The following is a 20,316-nucleotide window of genomic DNA, read 5'->3' on the forward strand; positions in this document are numbered from 1 at the left end:
TCCTCCTATAGTTCACTCGTTAATTGTGTGACGCTTTTTTTCATTCGTTCCATGATTGCCATCTTATGATTCCAGCAATCTGTTGATAGATCCACAGGATATTTTTGCGGATTCAAATCACGTTTGTATTCTTCCCAAAGAGAATCTAAGTTTCCTCTGGTATACTCTTTGATTTCTTCTAATGTCGGTAAGTCATAGACTCTCGTTCCTTCAACAAAAATATCTTGTAAAATTGGCCGAGCTGTAAAATCACGAACAGTTTTATTGATAAAGGTATGTGTCGGGTGGAACATGAAGATCTCTTCTTCTTGTCGAGGATCTTCGTCCCATAGTGTCACATAATCGCCTTCTGATTTCCCATCAAAGTTACGAGTGATACGCCATACTTGTTTTTTACCTGGTGTAGTAACTTTTTCTGCATTGCTAGACAATTTGATCGTATCGATCATTTCACCTTGTTCATTTTCGATGGATACCAGTTTGAAGACTGCACCTAAAGCCGGTTGGTCATAGGCGGTGATCAACTTTGTTCCCACGCCCCAAACATCGATTTTTGCTTTTTGCATTTTTAAGTTTAAAATCGTCGCTTCATCTAAATCATTTGAGGCATAGATTTTTGCTTCTGTAAAACCAGCGGAATCTAATTGTTCTCTGACCCGTTTCGAAATATACGCCATATCACCACTATCGATACGTACGCCTTGGAAATTGATCTTGTTGCCAAGTTCTTTTGCCACACGGATCGCACTAGGAACACCCGATTTCAAGGTATCGTAAGTATCCACTAGAAAAACACAATCTTTATGTGTCTTTGCATACGCCATAAATGCTTCATAGTCATTCCCATAACTTTGAACAAGTGAATGAGCGTGGGTACCGCTTGCTGGAATCCCGAAAATTTTCCCTGCACGAACATTGCTCGTTGCATCTGCTCCACCAATATAAGCAGCACGAGTACCCCAAACCGCAGCATCCAATTCTTGCGCACGGCGTGTACCAAACTCCAATAATGGATCGTCACCGATCACTGATTTGATACGAGCCGCTTTCGTCGCGATCAACGTTTGAAAATTCACCATATTCAATAAGGCTGTTTCTACTAATTGACAATGGGCTAATGGGCCTTCCACTTGGATCAATGGCTCATTCGCAAAAACAAGTTCTCCTTCACGAGCGGAACGGACAGTCGCTTTGAATTTGAATTCACGTAAATACGTCAAAAAGCCTTCCGGATAAACAGCCATTTCGCGAAGATACGCAATATCTGTATCAGTAAATGTCAAGTTTTCTAAATAATCCACTAATCGTTCTAACCCTGCAAAAACAGCATAACCATGATTGAATGGCATCTCGCGGAAGTAACATTCAAAAACTGCATGTTTATCTGCTCTATCTAGTTCCCAGTAAGTCTGCATCATGTTGATCTGGTAAAGATCCGTATGTAGCGTCAAACTGTCATCTGAGTAAGTTGTCGTCATCTTTTTTATTGCTCCTCTTAGCCAATTTTCATTTCTTATCCATTATAACAAAAAAATACCCTAGTAAAAGAAATCTTGTTTTATTTTGTACAAAGTAAAGAAATAAGATAGGAGATTGTGAGAAAGCCGGGCAGCTCCGAGTAGTAAGGTAGAACTTGCAAAAATAGCTCCTCATATTTTTTGATTTTTCAGCTTAATGTTGAAGGTCAGCTTCTTGAACACCGTTTATCCAGGTTGTGAAAGAAGCGCTCAGCACTGAGTAATAAGACAGGAAAATCAAAAATGGCTTTTTCATTTTGGATTTTCTTGGCTTATTATTGAAGTGTTGCTTCTTGAACACCGTTTATCTAGGTTGTAAAAAAACGCCTAAATCCCAAAGATCAAACTATCTTGGAATTTAGGCGCTTTACTTCCTATCGCTTATTCAATTTAGGATCATCCATAACTTTCTTGCTGTATTGATCGAGCTATGCAATCGTTGCGATGGCTTGTTCTACAATGACGATATCCTTATTCGGCCGTTTGAACTGAACACCCGCTTCTTCTAATTCTTGCTTGACACCTACATGGATATTGACCGCTGATCGTTCTGTTTTCAACACTTTTTTGATTGCATAATCAATTTCCTGTTTAGTGATTTTCTTTTTTGTATTGATCATCACTAATTGGACTTGATTATAGGTATCGATCAACAAAATCTGTGTACGATCTAAAGAAAATAGTTTATAAAATCGAATAGCAGAATTTCTAAAAAAGAAATCAACGATTTTTGGATAAAAAGTTTTGATATTCAAGTTGCTCGTAATCGGAGTTTCAATCAGTTTCATACTTTTCCTCTTTTCTTAATTTTTTTACTCAATAAAATAAATCGCTTTCATAAAGACGATAAAAAAACAATTTGATTTCCCTCTCTTCGTTTAATAGTATAACATATAATCAATTAGATAAAAAAGATGATTTTTCACTTGACCTTCTCGTTACGTCAAGGATTATGCTAGTTTTGTCAGGAGGGAAAACAATGGAATACACAATTAAGAAAATGGCACAGCTCTCAGGAGTAAGTAGTCGTACACTACGTTTTTACGATGAAATTGATTTACTCAAACCCAAACGGATCAATTCAGCTGGTTATCGTATCTATGGTTCTCAAGAAATCGATCGTCTACAACAAATTTTATTTTATCGATCCTTAGATTTTCCACTGAACCAAATTCGCGAATTATTAGATGATCCTACCTTTGATCATCAACATGCACTCATCGAACATCAGAGAAAACTACTAGAGAAACGAGCAGAAATTGATACTCTCCTGGCAACCGTCCAACAAACATTAGCACAATTCAAAGGAGGAAAAAAGATGACTGACCAAGAAAAATTTGAAGGATTAAAAAAACAAAAAATAACTGAAAATGAAACAAACTATGGCACAGAGATCCGTGAAAAATACGGAGAAGAAACGATTGATAAAGCAAACGAACAATGGCAAAACCTTTCCCAAGAAAAATACCAAGAAATGCAAGAAGTTGAGCAACAATTACTAACGAATTTAACGTCTTATCTGTCTGACCAATCAAATCAGGCACTTGCAAAAGAAATTTTTGATGCACATAAAAAATGGCTATTATTTAGTTGGCCCACGTATCAAGCAGAAGCCCACAAAGGATTAGGTATGCTGTATATCTCAGATGAACGTTTTACTGAATACTATGATTCTCGCTGTGGTAAAGGCGCCGCTATAGCATTGAATGAGATCATTCAAGCTCATGCATAAATAAAAAAAGACAAATCCACAAAAAGGATTTGTCTTTTTTATTTCACGGACGTTGAATAAAAGTATACGGAATCTTTACTTGTTCGACTGTATCATTCAAAAACAAACGAAAAGCGGTTTCACCACATTGTTTCAAATGGTGATCAATTGTTGAAAAATTTAATAATTCACTGATCAGCATATTTTCCCTACCAACAATTGGTATTTTTTGTTTTTTGTAGCTTTGCAGGATTCCCGCTGCTACTGTGTCTGAATTCGTGAAAATGCCATCAATTCCTCGTTCCTTAAAAAATTCCCCTGCCATTTCCCCATGCTCGGTATCAATACACTGCCAGTAGACATCAGCTTCATTAAAGTCAGGAAAAATCTCTTTACACAGTTTTAATGTGATTTTCGAATTGTAACTCATTCGACCGGTTCTTCCTAAGGTGACACCTAAACGTTTGACACCTTGATCTTTTAAAAAGGATAAGCCATCAGTAATCGATTGTTTGCGATCAATATAGACACTCATTACTTCCAAGTCTTCGATCTTTTCGCAAAAGACGATAGGGCCATAGCGTTGATAATCAAGCAACAACTCTAAGGGATTTGCTCTTGATGTAATGATCAATCCGTCAAATGCTTTCGCCGCAAACTCTTCTAAATATTGTTGTTCCCGTTTTATTTGGTAGTTTGTTGGCAACAACGTCACTTTATAGCCCTCACTAAAAGCGACTTCAATGATTCCACTGAGCAACTGATCAAAATATGGGTGATTTGTGTAAGGTAAAATGACACCAATATTTTTAGTTTTTCCAGAACTTAGTTGTCTGGCATTGGCATTCGGTACATAATTTAATTCTTTGATCACTTTCAAGATCTCTGTTCGTTTCGCTTCATCGACATAAGGATGTTGATTGATGACACGGGATACCGTCGAAACAGAATATCCTGTTCGTTTGGCTATATCTCGGATGTTTGCCATGACTACTGTTCGCCACCTATACAAAAAGATTTTCTTGTAGATAGTCTACCACAGCAGGTCCACATTCGAAAAATTGATACAATGTTCCTTGGTCATAGAAACTGATTCGTTGACCACCCCAATAATTATCCTTGGTCAAACCAGAAATATCTGCTAAATTGATTTTTTTGATCACCGATCGATTAAGGCCTTGAAAACTAGACAACACGAGCATGGAATCTTTAAACTCAACAAATGCGTAAAAACATTGATTCTTGGTGCCTTGCGTTGCTTTGATATAGGTATTCATAAGAAGCCCTCCTTTATTTATGCTTTGAGTATACGGTATGAAACGCGTCTCATAGCAAGGAGTTTGCTTCTTTTATTCTTCTGGTTCACCTAGATTAGGATCTAAACGGTTTGCAGCCAAGATAAATGGTGCCCAAATCAAAGCAGCGACTAAGAGATTGACGATCGTCAAGACAATGGCACGCCAGTCACCTGCGGTTGCTAAGAACCCACTGATAATCGTTGGCATGACCCAAATCACATTTACCACCACTGGGCGAACAAGGCCTGCCATTGTCGCAAAGTAAGCAATGGTTGCCGTTACAAGTGGTGCGACGATGAATGGGATCATCAACAATGGATTCAATACGACTGGTAGACCAAACATCACTGGTTCATTGATATTGAACAAACCAGGAGCAATCCCTAGCTTACCAACTGTTTTATAATCGGCACGTTTTGATAAAAATAAAATCATGACGATCAATACCAACGTTACGCCGGCACCACCAGGCCATACGAATGCTTCAAATGAACCTGCTACCCATTTGAAGGGGATTGGCTCATTATTTTGAAAGGCATTGGTATTTTCGACCATCGCTGTACCATAAAGTGTCTGTAACACTGGTGACATGATATTTGTTCCATGTAATCCAAAGAACCAAAGCACATGAACAAGTAACACGATAATAAACACTGCGCCATACCCTTGCGATAAATTCATCAAAGGTTTTTGAATCGCTTCAGAGATCCAGTCAATCAATGGTACTCCTGCTGTTTGTTGGAAGATATAATTGATCGTTCCCACAACATATAAAGAAACAACTGCAGGAATGATTGCGGCAAAAGCACGTGCAACTGCTGGTGGCACTGATTCTGGCATTCTGATAATAATTTTTTTACGCATCAATAGTGCAAAAATGATAACAGAAATAAAACCAAAGATCATAGCTGTAAAAAGACCAGAACCACCCATGTATTTCCCAAAGTTGAAATAACCCCATGCGCCCATCGAAAGCGTCTGTCCACCATCAGTACCATCAGCAATCACGCCGCCTGCGGTAGTGATCATGTCCATAGCATCTTGTGACAATTTTTCTGGCAACGTCAAAACAGCTGTGGCAGCATCAGGTAATCCAATAATAAATGCAACTAAAGATACAATACTTCCTGATACAGGGTCCACTTCATATGCCTTTGCCAAATTTGCGCCTAGTGACAATGCGAATACGACTGCCATAATCGCTAACGTCCCATTCCAAATCAGGCCATTGACACCAATTACTGGTGTAAAAAAAGTCGTAATGGCATTCCCTTCACCTAGATACGTGTTAGGAAAATCACGCATAAACGCATTCAATAGCACCGCAATTGCCCCAGCCATCGTTGCCGGCATGGTTCCAATAAACGCATCACGTAAAGCAACCAGATGCTTTTCCGAACCAATCTTCGTGGCAACTGGCAAGATATATCTCTCCATCCATTCCATCAATTTATTCATTTTCATCCTCCTACAATTCGATCTTCCATCATTATGAATGCGTATACATTATAATGATATCACAAATATAGCATAACTTTGTGAACTTCGCTAGCGAAAGAGTGAAAGAAATGTTAAAGGAAATAAATTTTCTTCCATAGATTAAATCAATGAAATAATAATACAAAAATTTGATGATTGGCTTGTCAATTTAGTGATTTGCCCATTTTTTATTTACAATATGAATGCACAATCTCATTACGTCACACTCAATTTTACCCTGTTTATGCTTTTTTCTAAGAAGACAAAAAAAAGAAGAACCTTGATTGAACAAGGTTCTTCTGGAGTTATTACATCATGCCGCCCATCATTGATGGATCCATAGCTGGTGCAGCAGGTGCTGCTGGTTCTGGTTTATCTGCCACAACTGCTTCAGTTGTTAATAGTAATGCAGATACAGATGCTGCATTTTGTAATGCTGAACGAGTTACTTTTGTTGGGTCAACGATTCCGGCTTCCACCATGTTTACCCATTCACCAGTTGCTGCATTGAATCCTGTTCCTAAATCAACATTTTTCAATTTATCAACAATAACTGATCCTTCATAACCAGCATTTTCAGCAATTTGGCGAATTGGTTCTTCTAATGCACGAGTAACGATCTTGATACCTGTTGCTACGTCGCCTTCTGCTTCGATCATCGCTACTTTGTTGATCACGTTCACTAATGCTGTACCACCACCAGAGACCATGCCTTCTTCAACAGCAGCACGAGTAGCGTTCAACGCATCTTCAATACGTAGTTTCAATTCTTTTAATTCTGTTTCAGTTGCTGCTCCGACTTTTACGACTGCTACTCCGCCGGCAAGTTTCGCTAAGCGTTCTTGTAATTTTTCACGGTCAAAGTCTGAAGTTGTTTCAGCGATTTGGTTTTTGATCAATTGAACACGTGCATCAATAGCTGTTTTATCGCCTGAACCTTCAACGATCGTTGTGTTGTCTTTATCCACAACAACTTTTGAAGCATTTCCTAAGTTTTCGATTGTTGCATCTTTCAATTCTAATCCTAGGTCATCTGTGATCACTGTACCACCAGTCAAGACAGCAATATCTTCTAACATTGCTTTACGACGGTCGCCGAAACCTGGTGCTTTTACAGCAACAACATTGAATGTTCCACGGATTTTATTCAATACCAATGTTGGTAATGCTTCGCCATCCACGTCATCAGCAATGATCAATAAAGGACGTGATTGTTGTAAGATTTGTTCTAATAAAGGTAAGATATCTTGGATATTTGAAATTTTCTTGTCAGTGATCAACAAGTATGGATTTTCCAAAACAGCTTCCATTTTGTCGTTGTCTGTTACCATATATTGTGACAAGTAACCACGGTCAAATTGCATACCTTCTACGACATCTAATTCTGTTTCGATTCCTTTAGATTCTTCAATTGTGATGACACCGTCATTGCCGACTTTTTCCATTGCATCCGCAATCAAACGGCCCACTTGTTCTGAACCAGAAGAAACAGCCGCAACTTGTGCAATAGCCTCTTTTGAGTCAACAACAGTTGAGATGTTGTGTAATTCTTCCACTGCTGTTTTAGTGGCTAATTCGATCCCACGACGAATACCTAATGGGTTAGCACCAGCTGTGACGTTTTTCAAACCTTCACGGACAATTGCTTGAGTCAATACAGTCGCTGTCGTTGTACCATCTCCAGCGATATCATTTGTTTTTGATGCAACTTCTGAAACTAATTTTGCACCCATGTTTTCAAAATGATCTTCTAATTCGATTTCTTTTGCAATCGTCACACCGTCATTTGTGATCAATGGAGAACCATATGATTTTTCTAAAACAACATTACGGCCTTTTGGTCCTAATGTCACTTTTACTGTATCTGCTAATTTATCTACACCACGTAACATTGCTGCACGTGCATCTTCTGCAAATTTTAATTCTTTTGCCATTTTTTCGTCACCTCATCAATTATTTTTGTTTTGTACTTACTCAACAATCGCCATGATATCTTTTCCAGAGACGATCAAATATTCTGTTCCTTCAAATTTCACTTCTGTACCGGCATATTTTTCAAACATTACTTGGTCGCCTACTTTAATAGCTGCAGGAACTTTTTCACCGTTTTCTAGCAAACGTCCCTCACCCACTGCTACAACTGTTCCAGTTTGAGGTTTCTCTTTCGCTGATGAAGCTAAAACGATTCCTCCAACAGTTTTTTCTTCTTCTTGCGCGACTTCAATGATGACGCGATCACCTAATGGTTTTAACACGATAAATCCCTCCGATAACTCTTTTTTTGAATCCATTAGCACTCTATCACATCGAGTGCTAACCTACATTTTTAATAATACTCATTCTCCTATTCTTTTGCAAGCTTTTTAAATCATAGAAAAAAAATTTTTAAAGAAGATTGTGAAAAAGCCGATCAGCTCCAAGTATTAAGGCAAAATTTGAGAAAATAGCTTCTCATATTTTTTCAAGTTTTGACTTAATATTGAAGGAGCTGGCTTTTGAACACCGTTTATCATAGGTTGTGAAAGAAGCGTTTTGACCTGAGTAGTAAGATGGAAAATCAGAAAATAGCTCCTCATATTTTTTGATTTTCTAGCTTAATGTTGAAGGTCAGCTTCTTGAACACCGTTTATCTTGGTTGTGAAAGAAGCGCTCAGCACTGAGTAATAAGACAAGAAAATCAAAAATGGCTTTTTCATTTTGGATTTTTTTGACTTATTATTGAAGTGTTGCTTCTTGAACACCGTTTATCATAGGTCATGAAAAAGCCGATCAATACTAACTGATCAGAGAAACATCTTGATATGGTATAATGAACAATGGATAGTGTTTAGTAACACAGAAGTTGATTAAGCTACTAAGTTTCTTCAATTAAAGTTCAACGAACGGTTGCTTTTCCTATATTATTAGAGCAAGAAAGAAAGTTACACTTGGCTTTTCACTTAGCTCAAGGAGGTTTCATATGTCATTAAAAAAATATAGCTTTTTTAGCATTTTTTGTTACGGGCTAGTATTTGTCTCGCCTTTACTTCTGACATCTGTCGGACTTGTAAATTCAACGTCAGGTTTGATTAATGCTACAACAGTTGCGTATATCTTAGGTGCAATCATTCTGTGGTTCTTGTACTTCAGGCATAAAGAACCCATAGAAATCGAAGCAAACGTACCAGTTGCTTCTCGCTCAAAAATCATTTTATATGGAGTAGTTGGTATCTTTATCGCTCTAATTTTACAAAGTATTGCGGTTATGATCGAGAGTTTCTTTTTTGGAGAAGTCTCTCCATCTGAAAATACGCAAAATATTATCCAACTGATTTTAGATACTCCTGCTTTTATTATTGCTACAACTATTGCCGGACCAATCATGGAAGAATTTGTATTTCGTCGCAGTATTCTTGGCATCGTTGGTCACTATACCAACTTTTGGGTAGGTGCAAGTGTTAGTTCCTTGCTCTTTGCATTAGCACACAATGATGGGCATTTACTCGTCTACTTCTTTTTAGGATTTTTCTTTAGTTTACTATACCGATCCACTGGACGAATCTGGGCACCAATGATTACCCATATTGGTATGAACACTCTAGTTGTCATTGTACAATTGGCATTGCAACAAGGTTTACTGTAAAAAATAAAAAAAGCCTGTGACTTTCATCATCAGGCACTCCCTATAATAAAATAAATAGCATTCAGGAGGTAACTCCTTACGAAAAAAGCGGTAAATCCCAAAAATTCCTTCAAATTTTCGGACTTTACCGCTTATTTTTATGAGCCGATCACTTCCGTCACAACTGATTGATCAAATTGAAAATAATTCTGTTGCAGCATCCGGGTCAGTGTCGTACACATTGAAATCATATCCCACACCTAGATCTTTTTCCTTAAGAACATTTTCCATAGTCAAATGGGCCAATTCTTTCATATTGTTTTCTTTACTTAAATGGCCTAAATAGATTCGTTTTGTACGATCGCCAATTACATCAGTCATCACTAATGCACCATCTTCATTCGATAAATGACCACGATCGCCTAAAATACGTTGTTTCAAATTCCAAGGATACGGCCCCATACGCAACATCTCTAGATCATGATTGCTTTCCATCAAGTACCCATCAGCATTTTCAATGATCCCTCGCATATGATCACTACAATAACCCGTATCCGTCAGCATGACAAATGAACGATTCTCTTTATGGAAACGATAAAATTGTGGTGCAGCTGCATCATGAGAAACACCAAAACTCTCGATATCTAAATCGCCAAATGTTTGGACTTTCCCCATCTGAAATAAATGTTTTTGTTCAATTGGGACATTTCCGATCATCGGAGCCATAGCTTCCCATGTTTTTTCATTTGCATAGATATCTAAATGGTACTTACGCGCCAAAACACCTACCCCATGAATGTGATCTCGATGTTCATGTGTCACAAGAATACCGTCTAATTGATCGGGCGTCCGACCGATTTGTGCCATTAAGGAAGTAATTTTTTTCCCACTCAGTCCTGCATCTACCAGAAGTCGCTTTTTGTCACTCTCGATATATAATGAGTTTCCTGAACTCCCACTTGCAAGGATACTGATTTTAAAAGCTGTATTTCCTTCAGCCATTTTACTACTACTTCCCTTCTTACTTTGTAAACTTTTTTCATTATACCTACTTTTTTAATGATCTTCCACCTTTGGGATCGAATTATTTGTAATAATCGTATTACTAAATGCATTGACCGTTTCGATCTGATAAGTCTTATCCGGCGTTTCAATTGCAACATACCACACCGGTACATACACATTTTTCTCTCGTACTTTCAAAATACGAGAGTAAGCCAGCTGACGCCAAAGGATATTCGATCCTCGAGAGATTTTATTATTTACATACAATGTATTAATAGCTTCTTCTTCCGTATGCAATTCTGTTTTTTCTCGCAACTGTTCAATATTCGTTAAGTGGGTTTGAGTATACTTCAAAATGCGATACTCATCCCCCTTTTTTTCGAGGGAGAAAATAAGTTTAGCTGTATCATCATAGAATGGCAATCCTTCATACGTTTGGCTCGCTGTGATTTCAGGAGAATCACCTTCTAATACAGAGAAATTTTTCATATAGATATACTCATTACCAAATAAAACATCTTCCTCGTTATCCAAAAAATCATTGAGTGAACTTGCTATGCGATTTGGATCAAGGACTTTGCTTTCAGATTCAGAGTCCGATAATGTTTTAGTCAATATATTATCATTGATCGAAACTCCACTTTCTAATAAACCACGTCGATTATTATCTTGGCGATACTTGAACAACGTTTGACTCAGTTCCGTTTCTTCCGCACTTAAATAGTAGCCTTGCTTACTTTCAGAAGAGAAATCACCCGTATAAGTAATATCATCATTTGCTAACCGTTTTTTGATTGATTCTGTCTGATCTGAGCGTATTACCGTATGCTCTTGGTTGATCGATTCATGATAACTACTAAATAAAAAAACATTCAGTCCTAGAAAGGCGACGAAGAAAATCCATTCAATTTTTTTGAAATCCATAGTTACTCCGCCTCCTTCTCAGGTAGTTTGGTCAATAATTCATTTGCAGAATACCATTCTCCTTGATATTTCACATACCACTCTGGGAATAGATCAACCACCCGATTTGTTTCTTCGATGTTTTGCCATGTATAGCCAACAATAATCAACTCGATTTTCGATTCTTCTGCCCCATTATCTACTAATTCCTGATATACATCGTCGGTGCTAGGCAACTCGACTTCTTCATCTGAAGGAATCGGGACTTGGATGGTATTTAAACTCGTTTGGATACTTACTTGATTATTGACTTGCTCATTACCGATTTCGATTGCAACTTTTCCTTTACTGTCTGAACCAAATACGGGAAATCCTTCTACAAAAATACGATAATCGATTGTATTCTTATTACGATCAAAATATCGAACATTGCCTAACGCGCCACCTAGTTTGCTGACATAAGGAAAACTGTCCGTAAAAATATTGTTTGGTTCATCAATCGTCGGTAAATCTCCTCTAAAATCGACGATCTGATTTTCTGAATGGATCGTCATTGTTTCATTGCCATCATAAAAAATCAATTCCGTACTTTCATCATTGTTTTTAACCGCATCTGGCTGGGAAAAAAAAGCATTCCGAAAGACGGTGTATGGTTGCTGAGATAAGATATAACTGTATTTTTTTAGTTTCATTGGTTCTTTGATACTGTGCTGTGTTTCAATACTTTCTGGCGTTCTGAATACAGGTGTCCAGTTGACATCTGAAGAATTCAAATCATGTTCTATTTCTTTCCAATCCATCGATAGACTGGCTTCGTAAATCGTCCGCTGATCATAATCAATAAAACTAACTTTTTCGTCTTTTAGATCAAATTGGACACTCGTAAAATAGACATCTTCATTTTGGACTGAACCTAGATCAATATTCAAACCAAATGCTTTCACATAGCCACTGAGTAGATAAGGTGCGTTATAAGAGAATTCGATTCCTTCATTGAGAGACTTCTTTTGATTGAACTTCTCTTGGTCTGCTTCCACGACTTCTGTCAGCTTGCCAAAACGAGCACCTTCGATCAACCCATGTATTTGAGAAATCAGGTTCTCACTATTCGTTTCTTTCACTGTATCTGTTTGAAACCATGCGAGGTGTAAAGGCAAATAAATTTCTGATGCTTTACGATAGCTTTGTGATTCAATCACTTGTGAATTGCTCTCTTCTAAGTTGATTGAAGTTTTCCCTGCTGGACTCAACCAAATTGCATAAGAGAAGTACAGGCTTAATGCAACCATCAAGATCAAACCAATTCGTATAAATTTTTCAGAAATCTTCATTCCCACCATTCCTCCTCATACGGTTCATAAGGTAAAGAAATATAGAAGGTTGAACCTTGTCCCTCCTTACTTTCTGCCCAGATTGCGCCACGATGTGCTTTCACTACTTCGCGAGAGATTGCTAAGCCTAATCCTGTTCCACCTTGCGCTCTAGCTCTTGCTTTATCCACTCGATAAAAACGTTCAAATACACGATTCAAATCTTTTTTAGGGATACCTAGCCCTTGGTCTGTAATACTTAAAATCACATTGTTATGTGTTTCAAGCAACCGGCAGGTGATTGCTCCCCCATCGGGTGAATATTTGATTGCATTGTTCATGATATTGTCAATAACTTGAATAATTTTATCTGTGTCGATCTCGACCCACAGATCTCGTTGCGTAAATTCTCGACGGATCGTATAATTTTTTTCTTGATTACCTACCATCATATCAAAACGATCTAACACAAAATTAACGAGTTCATTAAAATTGACATATTCTAATTGTAATTGAGTATTCCCCGTATCCATGCGAGATAGGTTCAGTAGATCATTGATCATGCGGATCATACGATCGGTCTCATCTAAGGTCACTTTTAAAAAGTTCGGTGCGACTTCTTCGTCCTTCCAAGCACCCTCACTAAGTGCTTCGATATAACTACGCATACTTGTTAAAGGCGTACGCAACTCATGGGAAACGTTCGATACGAACTCACGACGTTCCCGTTCTGTTTTCTCTTGTTCCGTTACATCATGTAAAACTGCAACCAACCCACTGATAAAGCCAGATTCTCGACGGATCATCGAAAAATCGACGCGTAAAATCATCTGGTCAGCTTCTCTCGCTCCAGTTGATCGATCTAAAATCATTTCATTCGGATCTTCTAACAGTTTTCGTAACGTGTATTCTTCTTCAATTGCTAAAAGGGTCAAGATTGACTGTCCGATTGCTTCTTCTTTTTTCAAGTCTAATAATGAGACAGCCATATCATTGATCGTAATGATCTTCCCTCGACGATCGGTTGCGATAACACCATCTGTCATATGTGACAAGACGCTATCTAACCGATTTCGTTCAGCTTCCATTGTATCCTGCGCTTCCTCGATCCGTTCTGCTAGTTGGTTGAACGTTTCAGCCAACTGACCTAATTCATCTTGACCATGGACCTTTACTTTACGGCTATAATCACCACGCGCAATGCGGATCGCTTGCTCACGCATCTCACCGATCGGTTGCGTAATGGAACGTGCGACCAGAACAGACACAACCATTGAGATAAATGCAGCAATTAACGAAGCCGTAAAGAAAATTAGTGCTGTATTATTGATTTCTGAATATTTTTGTTCGATATCACTTTTGACGTAAAGAGCCCCGATGACGGCGTCGCCGGTCGGGGACAAAATCGGTTGAATATTGATATTTACTCGTTTTCCGTCATCATCTAATGCGACATATCGTTTGGTTGTAAAATCATTCATATCGACGTAATCATTCTTTTTGCCGACTGAACCTTGTTCGCTTACCTCTGTCGTTGCTCGAATGATGCCTTTTTCATCCACGACACGGATCTCAATGATATCACTTGAAGCACTGGTCTCAATAAAACGCTTGATATTCCCATTGACATCATCGATAGTCGCACTTTCATTGCCTTTCCCATTCAGTTCTGGACTGATCGTTGTCGCTAATGTTTCGACTGTTTGGTTCATATCTTTGATAAAGGTATTGATCGTTGAACGTTCCAATCCTCTAATAAAATAAGCACCTATAATTTCAATTGAGATCAGTAAAATCAAAATAAATGTAATAGCTATTTTGAAGTTTACTGATCGAAAAAAACGGACTTTTCCTTTCATCCAATTACTCCTGTTCTTGATTACGCAAGTAATACCCTACGCCTCGGCGTGTAACTAAATAGCTAGGATGACTTGGATTATCCTCGATTTTTTCACGCAAACGACGAACGGTCACGTCTACTGTACGAACATCACCAAAATAATCATAGCCCCAAACGGTTTGTAACAAATGTTCCCGTGTCATGACTTGACCAATGTGTTTTGCTAAATAAAAGAGCAGTTCAAACTCACGGTGAGTCAATTCAATCGTTTCGCCACGTTTCGTCACCATATACGCATCGGGATGGATCGTTAAGTCCCCAATGATCAGTTCAGAAGGTGTGACTTCTTCCACTTCTTTGGTAGCAGAAGCGCCACGTCGAAGATTTGCTTTCACACGTGCCACTAATTCACGATTAGAGAACGGTTTGGTCACATAATCATCTGCTCCCAGTTCCAAACCTAACACTTTATCGATTTCAGAATCCTTAGCTGTCACCATGATGATCGGCATATCAAACGTTTTTCGTACTTCACGAGCCACTTCTAAGCCATCCATTTTTGGTAACATCAAATCTAGTAAAATCAAATCAGGTTCCACTTCGGCTACTTTTGCTAAAGCTTCTTCCCCATCATATGCTGTATAGACGTCATAGCCTTCTTTTGCTAAGTTAAATTTGACGATATCCGAAATCGGTTTTTCGTCGTCGACAACTAGTATTTTTTTCATAAAGAGCCACCTCTTAGTTAGTATTGTCATTCTGTTCTATTATACCGCATTTCTTATCAGGTTTCATCTTTCTAAAAAAATAGGAGGTTATTGATAAAAATTGCATGATTGAACAGGCGGATTCAGATTCCTACACCCCCCCACGAATCTCACTTGTCGCTTATCAAAGTATGCAATTAGATGATTATAAAAATAAACCGCTAACTCGGAAAAGTTATAGCGGTTTATTCTTGCTTCATTGACTAAAGATCCGTATAGGGTAGCTCAAATCAAATATTTCATACATAAAAAACTATTTCGATTATTGAGAGTCACCAGAAAACATGCCAGTGATCGAATCCCATATGCCACTAAAGAACCCTTTGATATTTTCCCAAAGCCCTTTTGATTTTTCTTGAATTTGCTTGCTCGCCTCAGTCAAGTCTAATTCTTTCACGAAGTCTTCAAAAATATTTTTATCTTTCATTTCACTCATCAACGAAGTTATTTCTGTGACTTGATCGCTTGTCATTACATCTTCTAGTCCATTATCCTTCAGAGCTTTTTCTACTGTCGTTTGAATATCCGCTTGTGTCAGCTCTTTGCCGTCAGCAGTCTTAGCTGCTAACTCTTCTTTCGCTTGCTCCTGTGCTTTATTTAATGCTTCATCGGAATAGCCATCTTTGTCTTTGTTTTCTTCTGTGATAGACGATAAAACATCCATCTCATTTTGAGCCACGCTGACACGGTCTTGATTAATGATGCCCCCTGACTCTTCAACGATTTTGTACACACCAGCTAAAGCACCTGAACCATCGATCGGTACTGCAGATGCGACCGTCAATTTTGCATCGGTAATCCCAGCTGTTAACGCTGCATTTTGATACTGAGCGGCTGTGATTCGTGTGATATTTTCTGGTGTCGCGATATCAACAGTGATCCCTTCGCCTTCAGCGAGCGTCTGCATACGTACAGAACTATAAACTGCCCAGTCTTTGGTAAATCCACCGTCAGGAATATAGGACATCAAGTCTGTACCGGACGTTTTATAGATCGGTGTTTCTCCTTTGATCCCTAATTTATCTAATGTATAAGTTTCTTGTTCTTTCGTTAACGCATTACCGATTGCTACTGCATTGATCTGTAATCGTTCACTAGAGCTGGTTGTCGTTGTTGAATCGGAAGAATGCGTAGCAACTGTCGAGTCGACCGTTCCTGAAATTGGGACAATACTTTGCGTTGTTGCTGTCTCGTCTGCTAATACGATTGGTGTTGCTAGTAAAACTTGGCTTGAGACCAAGAGAGTGGCAATAAGTTTTGTTTTCTTCATACATAACCTCCATGTAGCTGTTTTCTGTTTTAAACATTGTACTATAAGGTCTATAAGATAACCTACGCCTCAAGGCTGATTTGAAAAGAATCTTATACTATCTTTTAAGATTACGAGTGTTTTCTTAGCTATTCCAAACTTTTTAGACTTTATCTTTCATCAAAAAGCCCAACCTCCGAATGTATCCGAGTGTTGGGCTTGGGCTATCTCCTTATTCTTCTAAGCTTCCTAGTTTCCCATTTATATGAATCGATTTTTAATAGCGTAATTGTAATAGGATCGGCGATTGATTTTCTAATACTTCTGTTTCGGCAAAGATAACTTCTCCTCCGTAACGCATGACTTCATAAATGATTTCATTGACGATATCTTCGACGTAGCCTTCGTCACTCGGTGAGATATCTACTAATTTGACTTGATGATCTCTAATCACCGCCTCTTGATAGTAAGCGTGATCTACAATCAATTTTTGCCCTTTTCCTTTAATTACTTGTCTGTAGATGTTGGCTACATCACGCTCTACACGCCCTTGGTTTTCCATTCCTACTATAGTGTGTAGTATCGTCTCTTTTTGATGACGAATGTATTCGTGAATCACCTGATTTGCTTGCTCTCCTATTGCCAACTCATTTTCGCCACTATCAACTGTAAAGTTCCCATAGATTTCTCCAACAATCCGTTCATCTTTATGTGAAATCTGTTTATATGTCGCAATATTTTCTGTTGTTCCAGCTAAAATGATTGGGTGTGGATGACGATTCAAATAAGGTTGTAACTCAGAATCAATCCATTTGAAGAACTCTTTTTTGTAATTCGTTTGAACACTTCCCATTGAATTCAATACGCGGTCTTTTGCCCAGTAGCCTTTATTCCTGATTGGGAAATGTGCGTCTTTCACTTCTTGTATCAGCGTATCATCTACATATTCTAGTAAACGTGAACAATCCATCCCAATCGTTAACACATAATAATGGTTCATTTTACTTTCACTTCGTAAGATTTCTTTTGTATGGAAATACGCATCAATAACAAATTGACTCTCCAACACAAACGGTACTTCGATTTGTTCATTGACACTTGGCGAAATAAAATAGACAATGCTTCCTCTTTTAAGCGTAGGTTGAAAGTCTTTTAACACTTGATCGATTTTACGAATCATTGTTTTCGCCGCTGTTCCTTCCCTTTCTTCCAACTCTAAAATAATCTGTTTTACTAGATTTTTTAACACTAGTTTATATTTTTCAGCACTTTTCTCGTCATTTGGCATCCCTAACATGATCGTTACCGCTGGATTTTCTCTGTGGGCACTTAATTCTAAATAATTCATTTTTAAACTCCTTCTTTCTACCTAAAAATAACCTGGCATAGTGATCAATCGATATGATCCGCATTTCTATGCCTACTTTAATGATATTGGTTAGAGCGATTCTAAGGTCAACCTAATTTTTTATACAAAATCAAAAATGCCGGAATTGTGTTTTTTCTTCTCCAAAAACTCTTGAAGCATGTTCCATTAAATTCAAAAATTAAATTTCCCCATAAAAAATCCCGCCCTAGAGAAGTCAGACGAATATCTAACTTCTACAGAGCGGAATTCTATTTGCGATTCTTTTAGTGTCCACTATTTTTTTCTAATTATTTTAGATAAAAAATAATGCTGTTCTTTGATGATCACTTAGCTTCGATCATATTATGGTTCAAGTATTTGCACACCGATCCCTAATAAACCTGGGCCAGTATGGACAACCAATGCCGGTGAGATTTGTCCAAAATAAATCTCTTGGACATTAGGGAATTCACGTTCAAAACGAGCCTTCATTTCAATTGCTTCTTCTTCCGCCGCACCATGTGCGACTGCCAAGTTGAAGACTTTTGCATCCCCGACAGCTTCTTTCACATAGGACATTGTCTTGTCTAAACTTTTCTTTCTGCCTCGTGCTTTACCTACTGTATAATAGATGCCCTCTTCATTACAAGAGATGATAGGATTCAATTTTAAGGCATTTCCTAAAATTGAGGCAACTAGACCGATACGTCCGCCTTTTTGCAGGTATTCAAGTGTTGCTACATTGAAAAAGACTTTCGTTCGTTCAGCTAATGCAACTAATTCATCGATCAGCGTGTCCCATTCCATGCCATCTTCGATCCATTTTGCGGCTTGGATTGCTGTAAAACCGGCGCCAATACCAATATTTTTAGTATCTAATACATGTGTTTGGATTCCTTCTTGTTCTTGTGCGACAAGACGAACCACATTATTCGTCCCGCTCAAACCACTTGAAATAGTGATTGCTAGAACTTTATCATATCCATCATTTTTGATTTGATCAAAAATCTTAGTGATTGATTCTCCATCAGGTAACGAGGTACCCGGAATTTCCTCAGGTAAACGCTTATAAATCTCTTCAGGAGTAATATCGACTTTATCTGTATATTCTCTATCTTTATAAATGATTTTCAAAGGGATCACATAAATATTGTACATATCGATGATTTCTTGTGGCACATCTGTTCCTGAGTCTACTAAAATCGCAATCTTATTCTTCATTTTCTTTCTCCTTTTTTGCCTCTTGTAAATATTCGCTTTCTAAACTGATCGTTTTTTCTGCTAGTAGCTTCATTGCAAAAGAAATCGTCGCTGAGCGTACAGCAACATATTCTAATGGAAGTTCTTGATTCAATAATTGTTCATGTTGTTTTCCTTGGGCTAATTGACTGACCATTCGTATCGCATTTTCTTGTTCATCACAAAAAAGATTGTATGCTTCACGGATGCCCACTGTTTTTCCTTGAAACAAAATTCCTTCTTTGATTTCAGGAATCGTCAACACTTGTTTAAGCGTTGTGATAGCAATCAGAAATGCCACATGTTGTTTGTTGTATCGCTTTTTGATTGGCGCCGGTACTAAACCTAGTTTCACATAATTATTAACCATTGAAGAAGTTAACAAAGGATGTTTTTCTCCTTGGATAACTGGTGATAAATGACGATCTACTAGTGTCTTGACTTGATCCATGTATAGCTCCAAGTCTGGAAGTTCTTCCCAATGTGGTAAACGAAACGTTTCGATACTGACAGCCCAATCAATTAATTGCTGACGCATTTTTTCCATTATGAAAGCTCCTTTAATGTTCTCATTAATATCTTATCAAAGTTTTCAAAAACATTCAATCTAGTTACTCAAACTAGATAAATTAATAACAAAATCAAACACCGATAACAAGCGTTTAAACGATGCTTGTTCTAGATTCTTCTTGGAATAAAAAAAGACCCGCCATTTTCATGACGGGAAAAGGAGTAAAAAAATGAAAAAGTGTTATGGGTTGTTCTTTTGCAAGAACTTTGTTGGTTGGGATACATTTATCATAACGGTCATTTATGAATAAACTATGAATGAATTTCTAGGAAGTAGTAAAGTTTTCGTAGATTTTTTATTGTACGTGCCTTGCATTTTAAAATGCTTAGTGCTACTATAATAAAGTACTTTTTCATATGGGCCGTTAGCTCAGTTGGTAGAGCAGCTGACTCTTAATCAGCGGGTCGCGGGTTCGAGCCCCTCACGGCCCATTGGGTGCCAAACCCACGTCACCAGTACACTCTTGGCTACTTCGGTA

At 38.0% G+C, this 20,316-nt stretch carries 18 protein-coding genes and 1 tRNA gene; 3 read left to right on the top strand and 16 right to left on the bottom strand.

Annotated features, from left to right (window positions below; translation table 11 throughout):
- Positions 1-5 precede the first annotated feature (5 nt).
- Both HZ311_RS05150 and HZ311_RS05155 read right to left on the bottom strand, forming a co-directional pair.
- Positions 6-1,478 (bottom strand): nicotinate phosphoribosyltransferase, encoded by a 1,473-nt coding sequence (locus tag HZ311_RS05150; protein ID WP_010736679.1) that lies wholly within the window; start codon positions 1,476-1,478, stop codon positions 6-8.
- 467 nt (positions 1,479-1,945) lie between these two features.
- On the bottom strand, positions 1,946-2,305 hold the full coding sequence (locus HZ311_RS05155) for a DUF1827 family protein (protein ID WP_023520312.1): 360 nt from the start codon (positions 2,303-2,305) through the stop codon (positions 1,946-1,948).
- Positions 2,306-2,496: 191 nt separating this feature from the next.
- Between HZ311_RS05155 and HZ311_RS05160 the strand changes: the two genes are divergently transcribed.
- A complete protein-coding gene (locus HZ311_RS05160; RefSeq protein ID WP_010736681.1) occupies positions 2,497-3,249 on the top strand; it encodes a MerR family transcriptional regulator in 753 nt (250 codons plus the stop codon).
- A 43-nt stretch (positions 3,250-3,292) separates the two neighbouring features.
- Here the strand turns inward: HZ311_RS05160 and HZ311_RS05165 are convergent, their stop codons facing one another.
- From HZ311_RS05165 to groES, 5 genes are all read right to left on the bottom strand, one after another.
- Complete coding sequence (locus tag HZ311_RS05165; RefSeq protein WP_023520313.1) at positions 3,293-4,216, bottom strand: LacI family DNA-binding transcriptional regulator; 924 nt, start codon at positions 4,214-4,216, stop codon at positions 3,293-3,295.
- A 16-nt stretch (positions 4,217-4,232) separates the two neighbouring features.
- Positions 4,233-4,505 carry a hypothetical protein gene (locus HZ311_RS05170; RefSeq protein ID WP_010736683.1) on the bottom strand — a complete coding sequence of 91 codons (273 nt, stop codon included), beginning with the start codon at positions 4,503-4,505 and terminating at the stop codon, positions 4,233-4,235.
- Positions 4,506-4,577: 72 nt separating this feature from the next.
- The gene (locus tag HZ311_RS05175; protein WP_178946517.1) at positions 4,578-5,984 is read right to left on the bottom strand and encodes a PTS sugar transporter subunit IIC; all 1,407 of its coding nucleotides are present in this window, start codon (positions 5,982-5,984) and stop codon (positions 4,578-4,580) included.
- A 329-nt stretch (positions 5,985-6,313) separates the two neighbouring features.
- Positions 6,314-7,939, bottom strand: coding sequence for a chaperonin GroEL (groL, locus tag HZ311_RS05180; protein WP_010736685.1), 1,626 nt, complete (start codon positions 7,937-7,939; stop codon positions 6,314-6,316).
- A 36-nt stretch (positions 7,940-7,975) separates the two neighbouring features.
- Positions 7,976-8,260, bottom strand: a complete 285-nt coding sequence (groES, locus tag HZ311_RS05185; RefSeq protein ID WP_019723198.1) for a co-chaperone GroES — start codon at positions 8,258-8,260, stop codon at positions 7,976-7,978.
- A gap of 704 nt (positions 8,261-8,964) precedes the next feature.
- Between groES and HZ311_RS05190 the strand changes: the two genes are divergently transcribed.
- Positions 8,965-9,627, top strand: a complete 663-nt coding sequence (locus HZ311_RS05190) for a CPBP family intramembrane glutamic endopeptidase (protein WP_010736687.1) — start codon at positions 8,965-8,967, stop codon at positions 9,625-9,627.
- Positions 9,628-9,798: 171 nt separating this feature from the next.
- On the opposite strand, the gene HZ311_RS05195 is transcribed toward HZ311_RS05190, so the two are convergent.
- From HZ311_RS05195 to HZ311_RS05235, 9 genes are all read right to left on the bottom strand, one after another.
- Entirely contained in the window at positions 9,799-10,608 is an 810-nt protein-coding gene (locus HZ311_RS05195; RefSeq protein ID WP_023520314.1) for an MBL fold metallo-hydrolase, read from the bottom strand.
- A 54-nt stretch (positions 10,609-10,662) separates the two neighbouring features.
- The gene (locus HZ311_RS05200; RefSeq protein WP_010736689.1) at positions 10,663-11,535 is read right to left on the bottom strand and encodes a two-component system regulatory protein YycI; all 873 of its coding nucleotides are present in this window, start codon (positions 11,533-11,535) and stop codon (positions 10,663-10,665) included.
- A gap of 2 nt (positions 11,536-11,537) precedes the next feature.
- Positions 11,538-12,845, bottom strand: a complete 1,308-nt coding sequence (locus tag HZ311_RS05205; RefSeq protein ID WP_023520315.1) for a YycH family regulatory protein — start codon at positions 12,843-12,845, stop codon at positions 11,538-11,540.
- Positions 12,842-14,683: a cell wall metabolism sensor histidine kinase WalK gene (walK, locus tag HZ311_RS05210; protein WP_010736691.1), complete on the bottom strand. Its 1,842-nt coding sequence runs from the start codon at positions 14,681-14,683 to the stop codon at positions 12,842-12,844. The genes HZ311_RS05205 and walK overlap by 4 nt, the downstream gene beginning before the upstream one ends.
- Positions 14,684-14,687: 4 nt before the next feature.
- On the bottom strand, positions 14,688-15,392 hold the full coding sequence (yycF, locus tag HZ311_RS05215; protein ID WP_019723593.1) for a response regulator YycF: 705 nt from the start codon (positions 15,390-15,392) through the stop codon (positions 14,688-14,690).
- A gap of 301 nt (positions 15,393-15,693) precedes the next feature.
- Entirely contained in the window at positions 15,694-16,701 is a 1,008-nt protein-coding gene (locus HZ311_RS05220; protein WP_010736693.1) for a DUF1002 domain-containing protein, read from the bottom strand.
- A 256-nt stretch (positions 16,702-16,957) separates the two neighbouring features.
- Positions 16,958-18,028, bottom strand: a complete 1,071-nt coding sequence (locus HZ311_RS05225) for a baeRF3 domain-containing protein (RefSeq protein WP_178946518.1) — start codon at positions 18,026-18,028, stop codon at positions 16,958-16,960.
- Positions 18,029-18,391: 363 nt separating this feature from the next.
- Positions 18,392-19,249, bottom strand: a complete 858-nt coding sequence (locus tag HZ311_RS05230) for a DegV family protein (RefSeq protein ID WP_010736695.1) — start codon at positions 19,247-19,249, stop codon at positions 18,392-18,394.
- The gene (locus tag HZ311_RS05235; protein WP_010736696.1) at positions 19,239-19,814 is read right to left on the bottom strand and encodes a DUF1836 domain-containing protein; all 576 of its coding nucleotides are present in this window, start codon (positions 19,812-19,814) and stop codon (positions 19,239-19,241) included. Before HZ311_RS05235 ends, HZ311_RS05230 begins: the two co-directional genes overlap by 11 nt.
- Before the next feature lie 382 nt (positions 19,815-20,196).
- Between HZ311_RS05235 and HZ311_RS05240 the strand changes: the two genes are divergently transcribed.
- Positions 20,197-20,269 (top strand) — tRNA-Lys (locus HZ311_RS05240).
- The last annotated feature ends 47 nt before the right edge of the window (positions 20,270-20,316 follow it).

This window comes from Enterococcus mundtii (assembly GCF_013394305.1).
GTDB classification, from domain to species: Bacteria; Bacillota; Bacilli; order Lactobacillales; family Enterococcaceae; genus Enterococcus_B; species Enterococcus_B pernyi.